At 61.9% G+C, this 19,355-nt stretch carries 19 protein-coding genes; 17 read left to right on the top strand and 2 right to left on the bottom strand.

Annotated features, from left to right (window positions below; all coding sequences use genetic code 11):
• The first annotated feature begins 1 nt into the window (after nucleotide 1).
• The 17 genes from fliR (at nucleotide 2) to HKK57_RS01885 (ending at nucleotide 17,028) form a co-directional block, all read left to right on the top strand.
• Nucleotides 2-787, top strand: a complete 786-nt coding sequence (gene fliR, locus HKK57_RS01965; protein WP_029292545.1) for a flagellar biosynthetic protein FliR — start codon at nucleotides 2-4, stop codon at nucleotides 785-787.
• A 3-nt stretch (nucleotides 788-790) separates the two neighbouring features.
• A complete protein-coding gene (gene flhB, locus HKK57_RS01960) occupies nucleotides 791-1,927 on the top strand; it encodes a flagellar biosynthesis protein FlhB (protein WP_029292547.1) in 1,137 nt (378 codons plus the stop codon).
• A gap of 328 nt (nucleotides 1,928-2,255) precedes the next feature.
• Nucleotides 2,256-2,459 carry a cold-shock protein gene (locus tag HKK57_RS01955; RefSeq protein WP_070995422.1) on the top strand — a complete coding sequence of 68 codons (204 nt, stop codon included), beginning with the start codon at nucleotides 2,256-2,258 and terminating at the stop codon, nucleotides 2,457-2,459.
• A 134-nt stretch (nucleotides 2,460-2,593) separates the two neighbouring features.
• On the top strand, nucleotides 2,594-4,708 hold the full coding sequence (flhA, locus tag HKK57_RS01950) for a flagellar biosynthesis protein FlhA (protein ID WP_169852090.1): 2,115 nt from the start codon (nucleotides 2,594-2,596) through the stop codon (nucleotides 4,706-4,708).
• An 11-nt stretch (nucleotides 4,709-4,719) separates the two neighbouring features.
• Nucleotides 4,720-6,036: a flagellar biosynthesis protein FlhF gene (gene flhF / locus HKK57_RS01945; protein WP_029292553.1), complete on the top strand. Its 1,317-nt coding sequence runs from the start codon at nucleotides 4,720-4,722 to the stop codon at nucleotides 6,034-6,036.
• 100 nt (nucleotides 6,037-6,136) lie between these two features.
• Complete coding sequence (fleN, locus tag HKK57_RS01940) at nucleotides 6,137-6,970, top strand: flagellar synthesis regulator FleN (protein WP_003192912.1); 834 nt, start codon at nucleotides 6,137-6,139, stop codon at nucleotides 6,968-6,970.
• On the top strand, nucleotides 6,967-7,707 hold the full coding sequence (gene fliA, locus HKK57_RS01935; RefSeq protein ID WP_029292560.1) for an RNA polymerase sigma factor FliA: 741 nt from the start codon (nucleotides 6,967-6,969) through the stop codon (nucleotides 7,705-7,707). Before fleN ends, fliA begins: the two co-directional genes overlap by 4 nt.
• 168 nt (nucleotides 7,708-7,875) lie before the next feature.
• The gene (locus HKK57_RS01930; protein ID WP_162473193.1) at nucleotides 7,876-8,250 is read left to right on the top strand and encodes a chemotaxis response regulator CheY; all 375 of its coding nucleotides are present in this window, start codon (nucleotides 7,876-7,878) and stop codon (nucleotides 8,248-8,250) included.
• 18 nt (nucleotides 8,251-8,268) lie between these two features.
• Nucleotides 8,269-9,057 (top strand): protein phosphatase CheZ, encoded by a 789-nt coding sequence (locus HKK57_RS01925; protein ID WP_029292564.1) that lies wholly within the window; start codon nucleotides 8,269-8,271, stop codon nucleotides 9,055-9,057.
• A 12-nt stretch (nucleotides 9,058-9,069) separates the two neighbouring features.
• Nucleotides 9,070-11,277, top strand: a complete 2,208-nt coding sequence (locus HKK57_RS01920; RefSeq protein ID WP_169389703.1) for a chemotaxis protein CheA — start codon at nucleotides 9,070-9,072, stop codon at nucleotides 11,275-11,277.
• A 48-nt stretch (nucleotides 11,278-11,325) separates the two neighbouring features.
• The gene (locus HKK57_RS01915) at nucleotides 11,326-12,447 is read left to right on the top strand and encodes a protein-glutamate methylesterase/protein-glutamine glutaminase (protein WP_029292568.1); all 1,122 of its coding nucleotides are present in this window, start codon (nucleotides 11,326-11,328) and stop codon (nucleotides 12,445-12,447) included.
• On the top strand, nucleotides 12,447-13,187 hold the full coding sequence (locus HKK57_RS01910) for a flagellar motor protein (RefSeq protein ID WP_029292570.1): 741 nt from the start codon (nucleotides 12,447-12,449) through the stop codon (nucleotides 13,185-13,187). The genes HKK57_RS01915 and HKK57_RS01910 overlap by 1 nt, the downstream gene beginning before the upstream one ends.
• A gap of 274 nt (nucleotides 13,188-13,461) precedes the next feature.
• The gene (gene motD / locus HKK57_RS01905) at nucleotides 13,462-14,349 is read left to right on the top strand and encodes a flagellar motor protein MotD (RefSeq protein ID WP_029292572.1); all 888 of its coding nucleotides are present in this window, start codon (nucleotides 13,462-13,464) and stop codon (nucleotides 14,347-14,349) included.
• A gap of 51 nt (nucleotides 14,350-14,400) precedes the next feature.
• The gene (locus tag HKK57_RS01900) at nucleotides 14,401-15,189 is read left to right on the top strand and encodes a ParA family protein (RefSeq protein ID WP_029292574.1); all 789 of its coding nucleotides are present in this window, start codon (nucleotides 14,401-14,403) and stop codon (nucleotides 15,187-15,189) included.
• 84 nt (nucleotides 15,190-15,273) lie between these two features.
• Nucleotides 15,274-16,074, top strand: coding sequence for a CheW domain-containing protein (locus HKK57_RS01895; protein ID WP_169389702.1), 801 nt, complete (start codon nucleotides 15,274-15,276; stop codon nucleotides 16,072-16,074).
• A 75-nt stretch (nucleotides 16,075-16,149) separates the two neighbouring features.
• Nucleotides 16,150-16,635, top strand: coding sequence for a chemotaxis protein CheW (locus HKK57_RS01890; RefSeq protein WP_029292578.1), 486 nt, complete (start codon nucleotides 16,150-16,152; stop codon nucleotides 16,633-16,635).
• Nucleotides 16,636-17,028, top strand: a complete 393-nt coding sequence (locus HKK57_RS01885; RefSeq protein ID WP_070995419.1) for a DUF2802 domain-containing protein — start codon at nucleotides 16,636-16,638, stop codon at nucleotides 17,026-17,028.
• A 228-nt stretch (nucleotides 17,029-17,256) separates the two neighbouring features.
• Here HKK57_RS01885 and HKK57_RS01880 read toward each other — a convergent pair whose 3' ends face one another.
• Both HKK57_RS01880 and fliK read right to left on the bottom strand, forming a co-directional pair.
• Nucleotides 17,257-17,586, bottom strand: a complete 330-nt coding sequence (locus HKK57_RS01880; protein WP_029292582.1) for an EscU/YscU/HrcU family type III secretion system export apparatus switch protein — start codon at nucleotides 17,584-17,586, stop codon at nucleotides 17,257-17,259.
• The gene (fliK, locus tag HKK57_RS01875; protein ID WP_104911852.1) at nucleotides 17,583-19,160 is read right to left on the bottom strand and encodes a flagellar hook-length control protein FliK; all 1,578 of its coding nucleotides are present in this window, start codon (nucleotides 19,158-19,160) and stop codon (nucleotides 17,583-17,585) included. The genes HKK57_RS01880 and fliK overlap by 4 nt, the downstream gene beginning before the upstream one ends.
• Between the last annotated feature and the right edge of the window lie 195 nt (nucleotides 19,161-19,355).

Below are 19,355 nucleotides of genomic sequence, written 5' to 3'. Positions count from 1 at the left end.
GATGCAGTCCTTGCTGGCGTTGACCGACACCCAGATCAGCACCTGGGTGGCTGCGTTCATCCTGCCGCTGTTTCGGGTGGGCGCCTTGCTGATGACCATGCCGGTGATCGGTACCACGCTGGTTCCCAAGCGCGTACGCCTGTTTTTCACGGTAGCGATTACGGTGGTCATCGTGCCGACGTTGCCAGCGATGCCGCCGGTCAACGCCCTGGACCTCAGTGCGCTGTTGCTGATCGCCGAACAGATCCTGATCGGCGCCTTGATGGGCTTCTCCCTGACCCTGTTCTTCCAGGCCTTCGTGATTGCCGGGCAAATCGTCTCGATCCAGATGGGTATGGGCTTCGCTTCCATGGTCGACCCCACCAACGGCGTATCGGTGGCGGTGATCGGGCAGTTCCTGACCATGCTGGTGACCTTGCTGTTTCTGGCAATGAACGGCCATCTGGTGGCGTTCGAGATCCTCACCGAGAGCTTCACCACATTACCGGTGGGCGAGGGCTTGATCGTCAATCACTTCTGGGAAGTGGTCGGTCGCCTCAGTTGGGTGCTGGGCGCCGCGTTGCTGTTGGTGCTGCCGGCGATCACCGCGTTGCTGGTGGTCAACATTGCGTTCGGCGTGATGACCCGCGCCGCGCCGCAGTTGAACATCTTCGCCATTGGTTTCCCGCTGACCCTGGTGTTGGGTCTGGGGATTTTCTGGGTCGGCCTGGCCGACATTCTCAATCAGTATCAACCGCTGGCCAGTGACGCCTTGCAGTTCTTACGTGATCTGGCACGGGCGCGCTGAGCCATGGCCGAGAGCGAGAGTGGTCAGGACAAAACAGAAGACCCCACGGAGAAACGTAAAAAGGACTCCAGGGAAAAGGGCGAGATTGCCCGCTCCAAAGAGCTCAACACCCTCGCGGTGATGCTCGCCGGTGCCGGTGGCCTGCTGATCTACGGCGGCGGCCTGGCCCAGGACCTGATGGAAATCATGAAGCACAACTTCTCCCTGCCCCGGGAAGTGCTGCTGGACCCGCGTGCCATGGGCATCTACCTGCTGCATTCGGGGAAGATCGCGATCCTTGCCGCGCAACCGGTGCTGATTACCTTGCTCCTGGCAGCGATCATCGGGCCGATCTCCTTGGGCGGCTGGCTGTTTGCAGCCGGCAGCCTGGCGCCAAAATTCAGCCGGATGAACCCCGGTGCCGGGATCAAGCGCATGTTCTCCGCCAAGGCCGTGGTGGAGCTGCTCAAGGCCTTGGCGAAATTCTTTATCATCCTGTTCGTGGCGTTGGTGGTGTTGAAGTCAGATATCGACGACCTGCTGCGTATCGCCCATGAGCCGCTGGACCTGGCAATCATCCATAGCGTGCAGTTGGTGGGGTGGAGCTCATTGTGGATGGCCTGCGGGCTGATCCTGATTGCAGCGGTGGATGCGCCGATCCAGCTGTGGGAAAGCCACAAGAAACTGCTGATGACCAAGCAGGAAGTGCGCGACGAGCACAAGGACCAGGAAGGCAAGCCGGAAGTGAAGCAGCGCATCCGCCAGCTGCAGCGCGAGATGTCCCAGCGCAAGATGATGGCTTCGGTGCCCGATGCCGACGTGGTCATCACCAACCCGACCCACTATGCCGTGGCGCTCAAATACGACGCCGAGAAGGGCGGTGCGCCGCTATTGCTGGCCAAGGGCAGTGACTTCACCGCCTTGAAAATCCGCGAAATCGCCCAGGCCAACGACATCCTGCTGCTGGAATCACCGGCGCTGGCGCGTTCGATCTTCTACTCAACCGACCTTGACCATGAAATCCCGGCTGGGCTGTACCTGGCGGTGGCGCAGGTGCTGGCCTACGTCTACCAGATCCGCCAATACCGTGCGGGGAAGGGCAAGCGTCCGGATCCGCTCAAGGATTTGCCGATTCCGCCGGATTTGCAGCGCGACTCCTGAGTAGCAACTGGGGGGCTTGCCTGGGTTTTAGGGGGTGTTTGTGGCGAGCGGGCTTGCCCCGCGCTGGGCTGCGAAGCAGCCCCAAAACCAGCCACCTCGGTTTGCCTGGCACTACGCGGCGGCCCTATTGGGGCTGCTGCGCAGCCCAGCGCGGGGCAAGCCCGCTCGCCACAGACAAATCCACAACCCACAGACGATCCATAAGCCCCCTGCAAGCCCTTACCATCGGTCTGAAGTTGCGCGCAACCTGTCAACTTTGACAGTAGCCAGCACCCGTGCAGCGCGTTCTGATAGGTCGTGAGAAATGTGCAGATCCGGGAGACGGGCAATGGCAACGGGCACAGTGAAGTGGTTCAACGATTCAAAGGGCTTTGGCTTCATTACGCAAGACGGTGGGGGAGAGGATCTGTTTGTTCACTTTTCCGGCATTGTCGGTAGTGGTCACAGAGCTCTGGCAGAGGGCCAAAAGGTCGAATTCAATGTCATCGAGGGTCCAAAGGGCAAGCAAGCGGCAGACGTCAGGCCGCTCTAGCCAGCATCCTGGCGTACCACCGGTAGTCCTCAAGCAAAAGTTGGAAGGCTTCTTGCAACAGCGCCTTCAAGTCGCCTCCTGGCGTCAAAGTTTTGCTTTAAGGGACACGAGGAATACCGGTGGATCGCTCTAATATGTTCAGCACAGCCCGTGGCACCCTGACAGACCTCTCGCGAGGCAATCTGGGTGTGCCGCTGTTGCTGCTGGTGATGCTGGCAATGATGATGTTGCCGATGCCGCCGTTCCTGCTGGACGTGTTCTTCACCTTCAACATTGCCCTGTCGATCGTCGTGCTGCTGGTCTGCGTCTACGCGCTGCGGCCGTTGGATTTCGCGGTCTTCCCTACCATTTTGCTGGTTGCCACGCTACTGCGCCTGGCCCTTAACGTGGCCTCCACGCGGGTGGTGATGCTGCACGGCCAGGACGGTCACGCTGCGGCGGGCAAGGTGATCCAGGCCTTCGGCGAGGTGGTGATCGGCGGTAACTACGTGGTCGGTATCGTGGTGTTTGCGATCCTGATGATCATCAACTTCGTGGTAGTGACCAAGGGTGCCGGGCGCATCTCCGAGGTGAGCGCGCGGTTTACCCTCGACGCGATGCCCGGCAAGCAAATGGCAATCGACGCCGACCTCAACGCCGGCCTGATCGACCAGAACCAGGCCAAGGCCCGCCGTTCCGAGGTGGCCCAGGAAGCCGAGTTCTATGGCTCCATGGACGGTGCGAGCAAGTTCGTGCGCGGCGACGCCATCGCCGGCTTGCTGATCCTGTTTATCAACCTGATCGGCGGCATGGCGGTGGGGATCTTCCAGCACGGCATGACTTTCGGCGATGCGGGCAAGGTGTACGCCCTGCTGACCATCGGTGACGGATTAGTGGCGCAATTGCCATCACTGTTGTTATCAACAGCTGCGGCGATCATGGTGACCCGTGCGTCCGGCTCCGAAGACATGGGCAAGCAGATCAACCGCCAGATGTTCGCCTCGCCCAAGGCCCTGGCCGTGGCGGCCGGCATCATGGCGATCATGGGCATCGTGCCGGGCATGCCGCATTTCTCGTTCCTGAGCATGGCCGCCCTGGCCGCTGGCGGCGCGTACCTGTTCTGGAAGAAGCAGAACACGGTCAAGGTCCAGGCCTTGAAAGAGGTGGAACGCCAGCAGGACTTGCTGCCGTCGCCGGCCCGTGCCCAGGAAACCAAGGAGTTGGGCTGGGATGACGTGACGCCCATCGACATGATCGGCCTGGAAGTCGGCTACCGCCTGATCCCCCTGGTGGACCGCAACCAGGGCGGCCAGTTGTTGGCGCGGATCAAGGGTGTGCGCAAGAAGTTGTCCCAGGACCTGGGCTTTTTGATGCCCACCGTGCATATCCGCGACAACCTCGACCTGGCCCCCAGTGCCTATCGCCTGACGCTGATGGGCGTGACCCTGGCCGAAGCCGAGATCTACCCCGACCGCGAGTTGGCAATCAACCCCGGGCAGGTATTTGGCACCCTGAGCGGCATAACCGCCAAAGATCCGGCTTTTGGCCTGGACGCGGTGTGGATCGAAGTCAGCCAGCGGAGCCAGGCACAATCGCTGGGTTACACCGTGGTCGACGCCAGTACCGTGGTTGCCACGCACCTCAACCAGATTCTGTACAAGCACTCCCACGAGCTGATTGGCCACGAAGAAGTCCAGCAACTCATGCAATTGCTGGCCAAAGCCTCGCCTAAACTGGCCGAAGAGCTGGTGCCGGGGGTGTTGTCGCTGTCGCAACTGCTCAAGGTTTTGCAGGCGCTGTTGGCCGAACAGGTGCCGGTGCGCGACATTCGCAGCATTGCCGAGGCTGTCGCCAACAATGCTGCCAAGAGTCAAGATACTGCCGCGCTGGTGGCGGCGGTACGCGTCGGTTTGTCGCGTGCCATCGTCCAAAGCATTGTAGGGCTTGACTCTGAGCTGCCTGTAATCACCTTGGAACCAAGGTTGGAACAAATATTGCTCAATAGTATCCAGAAGGCCGGACAAGGCCAGGAAGAGGGCGTCTTGCTGGAGCCAAGCATGGCTGAAAAGCTCCAGCGTTCGTTGATCGACGCCGCACAACGTCAGGAAATGCAGGGCCAACCGGTGATTCTGCTGGTAGCCGGCCCCGTCCGGGCGATGTTGTCGCGGTTTGGACGCCTGGCAGTACCGAATTTGCACGTATTGGCTTATCAGGAAATTCCTGACAACAAGCAAGTGACTATCGTCGCGACAGTAGGGCCCAACGGCTGAGGTAGTGGGTTATGCAAGTAAAGCGTTTTTTCGCCGCCGATATGCGTCAGGCCATGAAGCTGGTTCGTGATGAACTGGGCGCCGACGCAGCGATTATCGGTAACCGTCGCATTGCCGGCGGTGTCGAGCTGACGGCTGCCCTGGATTACAAACCCCAGGCCTTGGCGCCGCGCGTGCCAAACATGGAACTCGAAGACGAGTTGCGCAAGACCGCCTCGCGCATTGTCTCGGCCCAGGCCGAGCTGAGCATGCGTGGCGACAGCGATGCGACTACCAACCGCCAACTGTTTGCCGGCCTGCCGCTGACCGCGGCCGAGCCCCTGGTGGAGCCGACCTTCGTCGAGCCGCCGCGCCCTGCTGCGCCGGCGCCGGCTGCGGCGGTCGACCAGCGCGTGTTCGACTCGATGCGCTTTGAACTCAACGGCCTGCGCGAACTGCTGGAAGTGCAGTTGGGCTCGCTGGCCTGGAACCAGTTGCAAGGCAGCAAGCCGCAACAGGCCAACCTCTGGCGTCGCCTGCAACGCATCGGCTTGTCCGGCCCGTTGTCGCGCGACCTGCTGGAGCTGACCACCGGTATCGAAGAACCTCGCCAGGCCTGGCGCATGCTGCTGGCCCACTTGGCGCGGATGATCCAGACCCCGGAAATCGAACCCCTTGAAGAAGGTGGCGTGATTGCCATGGTCGGCCCTGCCGGCATGGGCAAGACCACCACCCTGGCCAAGCTGGCCGCCCGTTATGTACTCAAGTACGGCGCCCACAATATTGCCCTGGTGAGCATGGACAGCTACCGCATCGGTGCCCAGGAGCAGCTCAAGACTTTGGGCCGCATCCTCAATGTGCCGGTGACCCATGTCGACCCGGGCCAATCCCTGGCCAACGCCCTCGACCCGCTGCTGCGCAAGCGCGTGGTGCTGATCGATACCGCCGGCCTGCAAGCCAGCGATCCGGCGTTGCGCATGCAACTGGAAAGCCTGGCCGGGCGTGGGATCAAGTCGAAAAATTACCTGGTACTTGCAACAACCAGCCAAAAACAGGTTCTGACTGCTGCGTACCACAGCTACAAGCGTTGCGGGCTGGCCGGTTGCATCCTGACTAAGCTGGATGAAACGGCAAGCCTGGGCGAAGTGTTGAGCCTCGCCATCAGCCATGAACTACCGGTCGCCTACCTGACCGACGGGCCGCGGATCCCGGATGACTTGCATCTGCCGCGCCGTCATCAGTTGGTCAGCCGTGCAGTCAGTGTGCAAATGCAGGACGAACCCAGTGAAGAGGCGATGGCGGATATGTTCGCCGACCTCTATCACAACCCAGCCAAGCGGGTCGGCTGAAGGCAACATGAAACACAGTGCAATGTACCTACATCGATGGTCTGCTACCGCGGCCACCCTATGTAGCCTGCGGCTAAGCAAGACAAGGTAAAGAAAGAACATGGGCAGCATGCATCCCGTACAGGTGATCGCGGTGACCGGCGGCAAAGGTGGCGTCGGGAAAACTAACGTGTCAGTGAATTTGTCCCTGGCCCTGGCAGAGCTTGGCCGCCGCGTCATGCTGCTGGATGCCGACCTGGGCCTGGCGAACGTTGACGTTCTGCTGGGACTGACGCCCAAACACACCCTGGCCGATGTCATCGAGGGCCGCTGTGAGCTGCGCGACGTGCTGTTGCAGGGGCCAGGGGGGATTCGTATCGTCCCGGCCGCCTCCGGCACCCAGAGCATGGTGCATCTGAGCCCGGCGCAGCATGCCGGCCTGATCCAGGCCTTCAGTGATATCGGCGACAACCTCGACGTGCTGGTGATCGACACCGCCGCCGGGATCGGCGAGTCGGTGGTCAGCTTCGTACGCGCCGCGCAGGAAGTGTTGCTGGTGGTCTGCGACGAACCCACTTCGATCACCGACGCCTACGCCCTGATCAAGCTGCTCAACCGCGACTACGGCATGAACCGCTTCCGCGTGCTGGCCAACATGGCCCAGAGCCCGCAAGAGGGGCGCAACCTGTTCGCCAAGTTGACCAAGGTCACAGATCGCTTCCTCGATGTCGCCTTACAATACGTCGGCGCAGTTCCCTATGACGAGTGTGTGCGCAAGGCTGTGCAAAAGCAGCGTGCAGTCTATGAAGCGTTCCCTCGTTCGAAATGCGCGTTGGCGTTCAAGGCAATTGCTCAGAAGGTCGATACCTGGCCACTGCCCGCCAATCCCCGGGGGCATCTGGAGTTTTTCGTCGAGCGATTGGTGCATCAGACGAGTGCAGGACCGGTGCTATGACAGCCAGCGGCTACAACCTTTACAAAAAATCAGCGCGTGACAGCCAGGGCGAATTGATCGAGCGCTATGCGCCTCTGGTCAAGCGCATTGCCTACCACCTGCTGGCACGCCTGCCCGCCAGTGTCCAGGTCGAAGACCTGATCCAGGCGGGGATGATCGGCCTGCTCGAAGTGTCGACCAAGTACGACGCGAGCAAGGGTGCGAGTTTCGAGACGTATGCGGGTATCCGCATCCGTGGCGCGATGCTCGATGAAGTGCGTAAAGGTGATTGGGCGCCGCGTTCGGTCCACCGCAATACCCGGATGGTGAGTGACGCAATTCGCTCAATTGAAGCAAAAACCGGTCGCGACGCTAAAGATCACGAAGTTGCGGCCGAACTCCAATTGAGTCTCGACGATTACTACGGGATTTTGAACGATACCTTGGGCAGCCGCCTGTTCAGTTTCGACGACCTGCTACAGGACGGCGAACATGAAGGGCTGCACGAGGACGGCGCGAGCGCTCACCAGGAGCCTTCACGCGACCTGGAAGATGAACGCTTCCAGGGCGCCCTGGCAGAGGCGATTGCCAACCTGCCGGAGCGTGAGCGACTGGTGTTGGCGCTGTACTACGACGAAGAGCTGAACCTCAAGGAAATCGGTGAGGTCCTGGGGGTCAGCGAATCGCGGGTCAGCCAGCTACATAGCCAATGCGCGGCCCGCTTGCGGGGGCGTTTGGGAGAGTGGCGAGCGCGCTGACAGGCAGTGTGGGGACACTGTGAGCGATAACCGCCAGGGCGCAAGCCGGGCGGGAGCGGCTCGTGGTGCGCCCCGGCAGTCCTTTTTGTGTAATGCCTGTTGAATGATATGGCGCGCCCAGGTGCTGGACGCGTTTAAGACTGCTTGGAGGTCGAATTGGACAAGAACATGAAAATCCTCATCGTTGATGACTTCTCAACGATGCGGCGGATCATAAAAAACCTGTTGCGTGACCTTGGGTTCACTAACACGGTCGAGGCGGATGACGGTATTACGGCGATTCCGATCCTCAACAGCGGGAGCATCGACTTTCTGGTAACCGACTGGAACATGCCAGGCATGACCGGTATCGATCTGCTGCGCCATGTGCGCGCCGATGAAAAACTGCGCAATCTTCCGGTGTTGATGGTGACCGCCGAAGCCAAGCGTGAACAGATCATTGAAGCCGCCCAGGCTGGGGTCAACGGCTACGTGGTCAAGCCATTCACTGCATTGGCGTTGAAAGAGAAGATCGAAAAGATCTTTGAACGCATCCACGGTTGATGTCGCCACGGGGGAGCTATGGAGCATAAAGAAACATCGCAGGGGGACTTTGAGTCGACCTTGAAAAAACACGCTCACCAGTTGGTCGACAGCCTTGAAAAAGGCCAGTTCGGCGACGCGGTGCAGTTGATCCATGAGCTCAACCAGACCCGCGACCGCGGCCTGTACCAGGAAGTGGGCAAGCTCACCCGTGAGTTGCACAGTGCGATCGTCAATTTCCAGATCGACCCGCACATGCCCCAGGCCGAGGAAATCTCGCAGATCACCGATGCCACCGAACGCCTGTCCTATGTGGTCAGGCTGACTGAGGCGGCAGCCAATCGCACCATGGACCTGGTGGAAAACGCCACGCCTCTGGTGAACGGCATGGCCAATGAGGCCAAGGCGTTGAGCGCTGACTGGGGGCGCTTCATGCGTCGCGAAGTAGGCGCAGAAGAATTTCGTGACCTGGCGCGTCGGGTCGAAGGTTTTCTGTCACGCAGCGAGCAGGAAAACCGTACGGTTTCCAGCAACCTCAATGACATTCTGCTGGCCCAGGATTACCAGGACCTCACCGGTCAGGTGATCAAGCGCGTGACCCTATTGGTCACTGAAGTGGAAAGCAACTTGCTCAAGCTGGTGCTGATGGCTGGCCAGGTCGACCGTTTTGCCGGCATCGAACATGACCGCGAAGCGATCCTCTCGGAAAAAGATCCACAAAAACACCTCGCCAAGGGTGAAGGTCCGCAGATTCATGCCGATAAACGTGAAGACGTTATGTCAGGTCAAGATGACGTAGACGATTTGCTGTCCAGTTTAGGCTTCTAAGGAGCACGCAATATGAGCTTCGGCGCCGATGAAGAAATCCTTCAGGATTTCCTTGTAGAGGCCGGCGAAATTCTAGAGCAGTTGTCCGAGCAACTGGTCGAGCTGGAAAGCCGACCGGATGATGCGAACCTGCTCAATGCAATTTTTCGCGGTTTTCACACTGTAAAAGGGGGCGCCGGCTTCCTCCAGCTCCATGAGCTGGTGGAGTGCTGCCACATCGCCGAAAACGTGTTCGACATCCTGCGCAAGGGTGAGCGGCACGTTGATTCGGAATTGATGGACGTGATCCTCGAAGCCCTGGACGCGGTCAACGGCATGTTCAATGAAGTGCGTGAACGCGCACCGATTACTGCCGCCACCCCGGAACTGCTGGCCGCCCTGGCGCGCCTGGCAGAACCTGCCGCCCTGGCCGCCGCCCCGGTGGTTGAAGCTGCGCCTGAACCGGTTGCCGAACCCGACGTTACCGACAGCGAATTCGAACAACTGCTGGACTCCCTCAATGCCGTCAAGGCCGAGGCCGAAGCACCGGCAGCGGCTGCGCCGGCCATGGTGCCGACCAGCGAAGACATCACCGACGCCGAGTTCGAGTCCTTGCTCGACCAGTTGCACGGCAAGGGCCAGTTCGCGCCGGACGCCGTGGCGGCCACACCGCCGCCTGTGGAGGCTGCTGCGCCAGCGGCCAGCACCGATATCACCGACGACGAATTTGAAGCGCTGCTCGATCAGTTGCATGGCAAGGGCTCGTTTGCTGCCGATGCGTTGCCGGCAGTCGCTGCGGCGGCTGCACCTGCTGCTGCGGCGCCTGCTGCCGCACCGGCGGCGGATGGCCTGATCACCGACCACGAATTCGAATCCCTGCTGGACGAATTGCACGGCAAGGGCAAGTTCTCCGAGGTGGCGCCTGCCGCTGCAGCCACCGCGACCGCTACAGCAGCGGTGGCCAAGCCGGCACCCGCTGCCGCCAAGGCCGCTGCACCGGCTCCAGCACGTGCCGTCGCCCCGGCGCCAGCCCGCGCGCCGGCCGCTGCCGAAAAAGCCCCGGCCAGTGAAGCCGAAACCACCGTGCGGGTGGATACCGCGCGCCTGGACGACATCATGAACATGGTCGGCGAACTGGTGCTGGTGCGTAACCGCCTGGTGCGCCTGGGCTTGAACAGTGGCGACGAAGCCATGCAAAAGGCCGTGTCGAATCTCGACGTGGTCACTGCCGACCTGCAGACCGCGGTGATGAAGACGCGCATGCAGCCGATCAAGAAGGTCTTCGGGCGCTTCCCGCGCCTGGTCCGTGACTTGGCCCGGCAGTTGAAAAAAGAGATCGCCCTGGAACTGGTGGGCGAAGAAACCGACCTCGACAAAAACCTGGTCGAGGCCCTGGCCGACCCGCTGGTCCACTTGGTGCGCAACGCGGTTGACCACGGTGTGGAAACCCCGGAAGAGCGCGAAGCCAGCGGCAAGCCGCGCCTGGGCAAAGTGATCCTGGCGGCCGAACAGGAAGGCGACCATATCCTGCTGTCGATCACCGATGACGGCAAAGGCATGGACTCCAATATCCTGCGCGGCATCGCGGTCAAGCGCGGCGTCATGGACAAGGACGCGGCCGACCGCCTGACCGATACCGAGTGCTACAACCTGATTTTTGCCCCGGGCTTCTCGACCAAGACCGAGATTTCCGACGTGTCCGGCCGTGGCGTGGGCATGGACGTGGTGAAGACCAAGATCAGCCAGCTCAACGGCTCGATCAATATTTACTCGACCAAGGGCCAGGGCTCGAAGATCGTCATCAAGGTGCCGTTGACCCTGGCGATCATGCCGACCCTGATGGTGATGCTGGGCAACCAGGCGTTCGCTTTCCCGCTGGTCAACGTCAACGAGATCTTCCACCTCGACCTGTCGCGCACCAATGTGGTCGACGGCCAGGAAGTGGTGATCGTGCGGGACAAGGCCCTGCCTTTGTTCTACCTCAAGCGTTGGCTGGTGGCATCCGCCGCTCATGAAGAGCAGCGCGAAGGCCACGTGGTGATCCTGTCCGTGGGCACCCAGCGTATCGGCTTTGTCGTCGATCAACTGGTTGGCCAGGAAGAAGTGGTCATCAAGCCATTGGGCAAGATGCTGCAAGGAACGCCAGGCATGTCGGGTGCGACCATTACCGGTGACGGTCGGATCGCGCTGATTCTCGATGTTCCGAGCATGCTCAAGCGTTACGCCGCACGGCGTATTTGATTCGGCCCGGGCAGGGCGATGTCCCTCGCCCGGCCTAACGGAGTGGTTATGGTAGTCAAGGTTCTGGTGGTGGATGATTCGGGTTTCTTCCGCCGCCGCGTCTCGGAAATTCTTTCAGCGGATTCCAACATCCAGGTGGTCGGTACGGCCACCAACGGCAAAGAGGCGATTGATCAGGCCCTGGCGTTGAAGCCGGACGTGATCACCATGGACTACGAGATGCCGATGATGGATGGCATCACCGCCGTGCGCCACATCATGCAGCGTTGCCCGACCCCGGTGTTGATGTTCTCGTCGCTGACCCACGAAGGCGCCCGGGTGACCCTCGATGCGCTGGACGCTGGCGCCGTGGACTTTCTGCCGAAGAATTTCGAAGACATCTCGCGCAACCCCGAGAAGGTCAAGCAGATGCTCTGCGAGAAGGTGCACAGCATCTCGCGCAGCAACCGCAGCAGCTTCCGGGCCCCGGTGGCTCCCGCCCCGGTAGCGGCGCCTGCACCGACCAGCAGCAGTTTCGGGCGTCCGGCTCCCGCTCCAGTGGCACGGCCTGCCGTGGCGCCGACGCGCACGGCGGCGCCAACTCCTGCGTCGCCTGCGCCCAAGCGCAAGGCCTACAAACTGGTGGCGATCGGTACGTCCACCGGCGGCCCGGTGGCCTTGCAGCGCGTCCTGACCCAATTGCCCGCCAACTTCCCCGCGCCCATCGTGCTGATCCAGCACATGCCCGCCGCATTTACCAAGGCCTTTGCCGAGCGCCTGGACAAGCTGTGCCGCATCAGCGTCAAGGAAGCCGAAGACGGCGATATCCTGCGCCCGGGCCTGGCCTTGCTGGCCCCCGGTGGCAAGCAAATGATGGTCGACGGTCGCGGCGCGGTGAAAATCCTGCCGGGTGATGAGCGTCTGAACTACAAGCCGTGTGTGGATATCACCTTCGGTTCGGCCGCCAAGTCCTACGGTGACAAAGTTCTGGCGGTGGTCCTCACCGGCATGGGCGCGGACGGTCGCGAAGGCGCGCGCCTGCTCAAGCAGGGCGGCAGCTCGATCTGGGCCCAGGACGAAGCCAGTTGCGTGATCTATGGCATGCCCATGGCCATCGTCAAGGCCGACCTGGCCGACGCGGTCTACAGCCTGGATGACATCGGCAAGCACCTGGTGGAGGCCTGTCACTGATGGATGTGTTGAGCCTGGTTGGGATACTCCTGGCGTTTGTCGCCATTATTGGCGGCAATTACCTGGAAGGCGGCCACCTTGGCGCCCTGGCCAACGGCCCGGCAGCGCTGATCGTGATCGGCGGCACCGTCGGCGCGGCGCTGTTGCAGTCACCCCTGAGCTCATTCAAGCGGGCCATGCAGATCCTGGTGTGGATCATTTTCCCGCCGCGCGTGGACCTGGCCGGCGGTATCGACCGCGTGGTCAACTGGAGCCTCACCGCTCGCAAGGAAGGTCTGCTCGGCCTTGAAGGCGTGGCGGATGCCGAGCCCGACAGCTACGCGCGCAAAGGCCTGCAACTGCTGGTTGACGGCGCCGAGCCGGAAGCGATCCGCAGCATCCTCGAAGTGGACTTCTACACCCAGGAAAGCCGCGATATCAACGCGGCCAAAGTTTTCGAAAGCATGGGCGGCTATGCGCCGACCATCGGCATCATCGGTGCGGTCATGGGCCTGATCCACGTGATGGGCAACCTGGCCGACCCCTCGCAACTGGGCAGCGGCATTGCCGTGGCATTTGTCGCCACCATCTATGGCGTGGCCAGTGCCAACCTGTTGCTGCTGCCGATTGCCAGCAAGCTCAAATCCATTGCCATGCGCCAATCCCGCTACCGGGAAATGCTCCTGGAGGGCATCCTGTCGATTGCCGAGGGCGAGAACCCGCGCTCCATCGAATTGAAGCTCCAGGGCTTCATGGATTGATGACCATGAGCATCGGCGCCGAGCAGGCTGGTTGTGGTGGTGGCTGTGGCTGTGGCTGTAGCTGTGGCTGTGGCTGTGGCTGTGGTTGTGGCTGTGCCTGTGGCGAGCGGGCTTGCCCCGCGCTGGGCTGCGTAGCAGCCCCAAAACCTGGATCGGCGAACTGTCTGACACTGCGCGGTGGTTATTTTAGGGCCGCTTCGCAGCCCAGCGCGGGGCAAGCCCGCTCGCCACAGCAAGCCCGGCTGCCACAGCAAGCCTGCGAGGGGGATTGCCTGTGAGCCGTCGTCGCCGCGAGCCTGAAGAGCACGTCAACCATGAGCGCTGGCTGGTGTCCTACGCCGACTTCATCACCTTGCTGTTCGCCTTCTTTGTGGTGATGTACTCCATTTCCTCGATCAACGAAGGCAAGTACAAAGTCATCTCCGAAGCCCTGGTGGGCGTCTTTACCGATTCCGACCGGGCCCTCAAGCCGATTCCCATTGGCGACGAGCGGCCCAAGACCATGACCCCGGCCAAGCCCCTGGTCAAGGACAGCGACGAGACCGACGCCGGTATCAGTGGCGGCAGCGATCCGCTCAAGAGCATCGCCGACGATATCAGTGCGGCCTTTGGCGACCTGATCAGCTCCAACCAGATGACCATTCGCGGCAACGAGCTGTGGGTGGAGATCGAGCTCAATTCCAGCCTGCTGTTCGCCAGCGCCGATGCGCTGCCCAGTGATATTGCGTTCAGCATCATCGATAAGGTGGCGGCCATCCTCAAGCCCTTCGACAACCCGATCCACGTCGAAGGTTTTACCGATGACCAACCGATCCATACCGCGCAATTTCCCACTAACTGGGAGCTGTCGTCGGCGCGTTCGGCGAGCATCGTGCGCATGCTGGCGATGCAGGGCGTGAACCCTGGGCGCCTGGCGTCGGTGGGGTATGGTGAATTCCAGCCCGTGGCCAATAATGCGACGGCCGAAGGCCGCGCGCGCAACCGTCGGGTGGTGTTGGTGGTGTCGCGCAACCTGGATGTGCGCCGCAGCCTGACCGCCACCGGCGCGGCCAATGCACAACCTGATGCTGCAATGAAGCGGGCTGGCACACAAACTGCACCGACGCCCGTAAAGCCGCCGGTTCGGGAGAGTGCCGTCAATTCTCCGTCACCGGCTCTATAACCTCGTGCTATTTCTCGGTCGAGCCAGTGCCTGCCGGGAGGAACAATCCGAATGAGAGTCTGGGCAGTTGCCAATCAAAAAGGTGGAGTCGGCAAGACCACCACCTCCATCGCCTTAGCCGGTCTGCTGGCCGAGGCGGGCAAGCGTGTGGTCATTGTCGACCTGGATCCCCACGGCTCGATGACCAGCTATTTCGGCTACGACCCCGATGCCCTGGAGCACAGTTGCTTCGACCTGTTCCTGCACAAGGGCAGTGTGCCCACCGGCTTGCCCGGGCAACTGCTGTTGCCCACCAGCAACGAGAAGATTTCCCTGCTGCCCTCCAGCACCGCCCTGGCCACCCTTGAGCGCCAGTCGCCGGGGCAGAGCGGCCTGGGCTTGGTGATCGCCAAGAGTCTGGCGCAACTGTGGCAGGACTTCGACTACGCAATCATCGACAGCCCGCCATTGCTCGGCGTGCTGATGGTCAATGCCCTGGCGGCCAGCCAGCAACTGGTGATCCCGGTGCAGACCGAACACCTGGCGGTCAAAGGCCTGGAGCGCATGGTCAGCACCCTGACCATGATCAACCGCTCACGCAAGCAGGCGTTGCCGTTCAGCATCGTGCCGACCCTGTTCGACCGTCGTACCCAGGCTTCCCTGGGCACCTTGCGTGTACTGCGCGACGCTTACCCGGACACCATCTGGCAAGGCTATATCCCGGTGGACACGCGCCTGCGTGACGCCAGCCGCGCGGGCCTGGCGCCGTCGCAATTCGATGGCAAGAGCCGTGGCGTACTGGCGTACCGCGCCTTGCTCAAGCACCTGCTGGCCCAGCAACTTGTGGCGCAGGTGGCGTGAAATGAACCTGAATTCAAGTCCACGGGGCATCGCGCCGATAACCTTTGAATACACGGTTAACGGGGCTTGCGCGTGGGCATACAGATGAGTCGTCCTGTCGATATCAAGACCCGGCCGCAACTGGCGCTGCAGTCCTACCTGGACGCGCTGCTGCAAGAGGCGACCGAGGAAGTACTGCCCGAGCCGATCCTGGTGCTGGATGAAGCGCTGGCGCTGCCAGTGGTCGAGGCTGAGGCCGGCCTGGATGAGTTTCAGCTGGCGGTCCTGGAAGAGCAGGCCCGTGATGCGGTGGTGGTGCCGGTTGCCGTTGTGGTCGCGCCTGAGACTGTACCGCTGGTGCTGGTACCGCCGGTGGCCGAGGTGCATCGGCCGCCGAGCATTACCCCGCCACCGGTGGAAACCGATGGTCGACCGGCCTGGGCTGCCGAGTCGTTCGAATGCCTGTTGTTCGATGTCGCCGGGCTGACACTGGCGGTGCCGCTGGTGTGCCTGGGGTCGATCTATTCCCTGGAAGGCCAGGAACTGACGCCGTTGTTCGGTCAGCCGGAGTGGTTTCTCGGGATCCTGCCGAGCCAGGCCGGCAACCTCAAGGTGCTGGACACTGCGCGCTGGGTGATGCCCGACCGCTATCGCGATGATTTTCGCCAGGGCCTGCAATACGTGATTTCGGTGCAGGGCTACGAATGGGGGCTGGCGGTGCATCAGGTCAGCCGTTCGCTGCGCCTGGACCCCAACGAAATCAAATGGCGCAGCCACCGTGGCCAGCGGCCATGGCTGGCGGGCACGGTGATTGAACATATGTGCGCGCTGCTGGATGTCGCCGAATTGGCGGAGCTGATTGCCAGCGGCGCGGTAAAGGATCTGCCAGGTAACAAACGTACTTGATAAGAGGCGCAGCGCCACGGTGCTGCCAAAGAAGAACACACGCCGTTATCAACGGTATTTGAAGGGGTCAGGGGTATGAACAAGTCGTCAGCGTCCGCACAGGGTTTGGATGATCCGATTCTGCAATGGGTGACCTTCAAGCTGGACAACGAGTCCTACGGCATCAACGTGATGCGCGTGCAGGAAGTGCTGCGCTACACCGAAATCGCGCCAGTGCCGGGTGCGCCGAGCTACGTGCTGGGCATCATCAACCTGCGCGGCAACGTCGTGACCGTGATCGACACCCGCCAGCGCTTTGGCCTGATGCCGACTGAAGTCAACGACAACACCCGTATCGTCATCATCGAAGCCGACAAGCAAGTGGTCGGGATCATGGTCGACAGCGTGGCCGAAGTGGTTTACCTGCGTCAGTCGGAAGTCGAAACTGCGCCGAATGTCGGCAACGAAGAGTCGGCCAAGTTTATCCAGGGCGTATGCAACAAGAACGGCGAGCTGCTGATTCTGGTTGAGCTGGACAAGATGATGAGCGAAGAAGAGTGGTCGGACCTGGAGAACATCTGATTGATGCTTGAGGTAGCGGTAATCGTCCTGGCCCTGCTGTGGGTCGGGACCCTGGTGGTGTTGCTGCGCCATATGCGCCAACAACGCGAATTGGTGCTGCAGCAGGCCGAACGCGACGCCGTGCGCGATCAACGCCTGCGCGAGATCGCCAAGCGCGTGGACAACTACCAGCAAAGCGCCGTGCGGGTGGGGGAGGACGTGCATGAACTGCGTTCAATCCTCGCCCCGTTGCCCGACAAACTGTCGGCACTGGAACAGCGCGACCCGGCCAACCTGTCCTTCGCCCAAGCGGCGAAGCTGGTGGGCATGGGCGCCACGGTGGACGAACTGACCCAATCCTGCGGCCTGACCCAGGCCGAGGCGCAGTTGATGAGCAAATTGCACAAAAGCTGAACTGGCCGCAGTTCCCATGTGGAAGCGGGCTGTTGTGGCGAGCGGGCTGTTGTGGCGAGCGGGCTTGCCCCGCGTTGGGCTGCGCAGCAGCCCCAAAACCAGCCGCTACGGTGTATCTGACACTGCGCATTCGGCCTACTGGGGCTGCTGCGCAGCCCAACGCGGGGCAAGCCCGCTCGCCACAATAGCTAGCTCCCACATTTTGGGTCGGCATACAGCCTTGGGATTTCAGTAATCATCCCCGCGCGCCGTCACATCCCGCTCCTCTGGCTCGGCATTCGGGTCATAGCCCACCGGGAATTTGCCCTTCAACGTCCAGGCAAACGCAATGATCTCGGCGATGGTCCGGTACAGCTCTTCGGGAATGCTGTCCCCCAGTTCCATGCGCGCCAGCAATTTCACCAGCTCGGCATTTTCATAAATCGGTACTTCGTGCTCCCGCGCCAACTTCAGAATGGCTTCGGCCAGGGCGTCGTCGCCTTTGGCGGTCAGGGCGGGAGCCGCTTTGCCGTCGTATTTGAGGGCGATGGCCTGGCGCGGTGGGTTGGGGTTTTTCATGCGGTTTCATCCACCCAGCGTTGTTCCAGCCCGGTCTTTGGCCCGCGGGGCGGGGTGCCGAGGTGGCAGTCGAGGTCGCCGACGTTGAGGCCCGACGACACCAGGCGTTCGCGCAGGCTACCCAGGTGGCTTTCGATCAGGCTGGCGGTAAACGGGCGGGTGGCCCACAACTGGCTGGAGAGTTTGCCTTCGCTCAGTTGCGCCTGGACCTGCAACGGGCCCAGGGGCTCCATGTCGAACGCCAACTCCACCCGCCAGAGCATTTTTTTGGCGTCGCGTTCGATCTTGCGTTCAGGCTCGTCCTTGTCCGGCGCCGGTTCTTCGCGCTGGAATTTGACCTGCAGTGGCACGATGTCCTGCAGGGTACGCATGGGGATTTCCATCTGCCAGGTGGTTTGCAGGCGGCCGTCGGCGGTGGTGCCGGTCTGTTCCAGGCTCGACAATTGGTGGCTCTGCAAACGGGAGATGGCGCCGGCGGCCAGGCGCAGCAGGTTTTCCAGGCTGTTTTCACCCTCCAGGCGCTGCAACAGCCGCTCCGGCAGAGGGAAGCCGCCCGGTGCGGTGCGGGCGCCCATCTGGCCGAGGGTGCCCAAGGGGCTACGCACAAAACTGGGCAGCATCTGCGCCAGGGTGTTGGCGGCCAGGATGGCATTGAGATTGGTGCTGGCGGGGAGGGCGGGCATCAGTTCGGCCACCAGGCGCAGCAGGCTGCCCTTCATGTCCAGAGGCGGGACCAACGGATTTTGCCCGGCCAGCAGCTTGGCTTCCAGCAGCGCGCCGCTGTTGTGCAGCAATTGCGCCAGCACCTTGGGGTTACTGACTTGGGCCAGGTCGGGCATGCCGGCCAGCACCCGCTCTACCGCTGCGCGCAGATCCGCCGGCAGGTCGGCAGTGCGCGGCAGGTTTTGCAGGGCGCTGAGCAAGCCTTCCAGTGAGCCCTGGCGGCTTTGCTGAGTCGCCAATTGCTGACTGACTGCCAGTTGATCGCGCAGCCCGCTCAAGGGCACGAAATCCAGAGTCTGCGCGCCCTGTACCACGGCACTGAGCAAGCTGCCGACGCGCAGCGGTTGCGGGCTTTCCAGGGTCAGGGTGGTGCCGCTCAAGGCGCTGTTGAGTACCGACACCAGCGAGCGGTATAGCGCCGGTTGCCCGGCGCCCTGGGGCAGCATCTGCGAGGTCAGGACCTTGGCTTGCAGCAAGGTGCCCAACGGCAATTGATTGGTGTCGATACGGGTCAGGGCCGCGACATTGGCGCTGAGGGCCTGTTGCAGGCTGATGGCCAGGTCGCCGGACGCCGTCTGGCTCACCGCGACGTTGCTGCCCAGGGGCAGCGGCTGGCTGCTGGCGGCCTGTACCAGGGTTTGGCGGCCACCTTCGAGGGTCAGCTTGAGCAATAGCTGAAAGGCTTCACCGCCTTGCTTGAGCGCCAGCACCTCGGCGTTCACGGTTTTTCCGGCGTCGATCAAGCCTGTCTGGGGCTCCAGCAGTTTCAGCAGTTCGCCCACTGCAGGCGCAGGCCTGGGCCCGGTGGCCGGGGCTGGGGGGAGGGTCGGAAGGTTGATGTCACCGGTCATCGTGGCCGCCGTCTCAAGGAAATTGCCCTCTTTAGAGTAGGGCATCGCATGTATAATGCCGCCCGTCTTCAAAGAGCGGGTCAAAAACATCACAACTGATTGATCCAGCTCTCTAAAACAGGCCGCCAATGCAGTTATTGTGCATCTCTTTAACGGCCGTTCCACCGCCGACTTGAACCGTAAAGGCCCGCGATC

Source organism: Pseudomonas sp. ADAK21, assembly GCF_012935735.1.
In the GTDB taxonomy this organism is placed as follows: Bacteria; Pseudomonadota; Gammaproteobacteria; order Pseudomonadales; family Pseudomonadaceae; genus Aquipseudomonas; species Aquipseudomonas proteolytica.
This window is presented reverse-complemented; position numbering and strand designations above follow the sequence as displayed.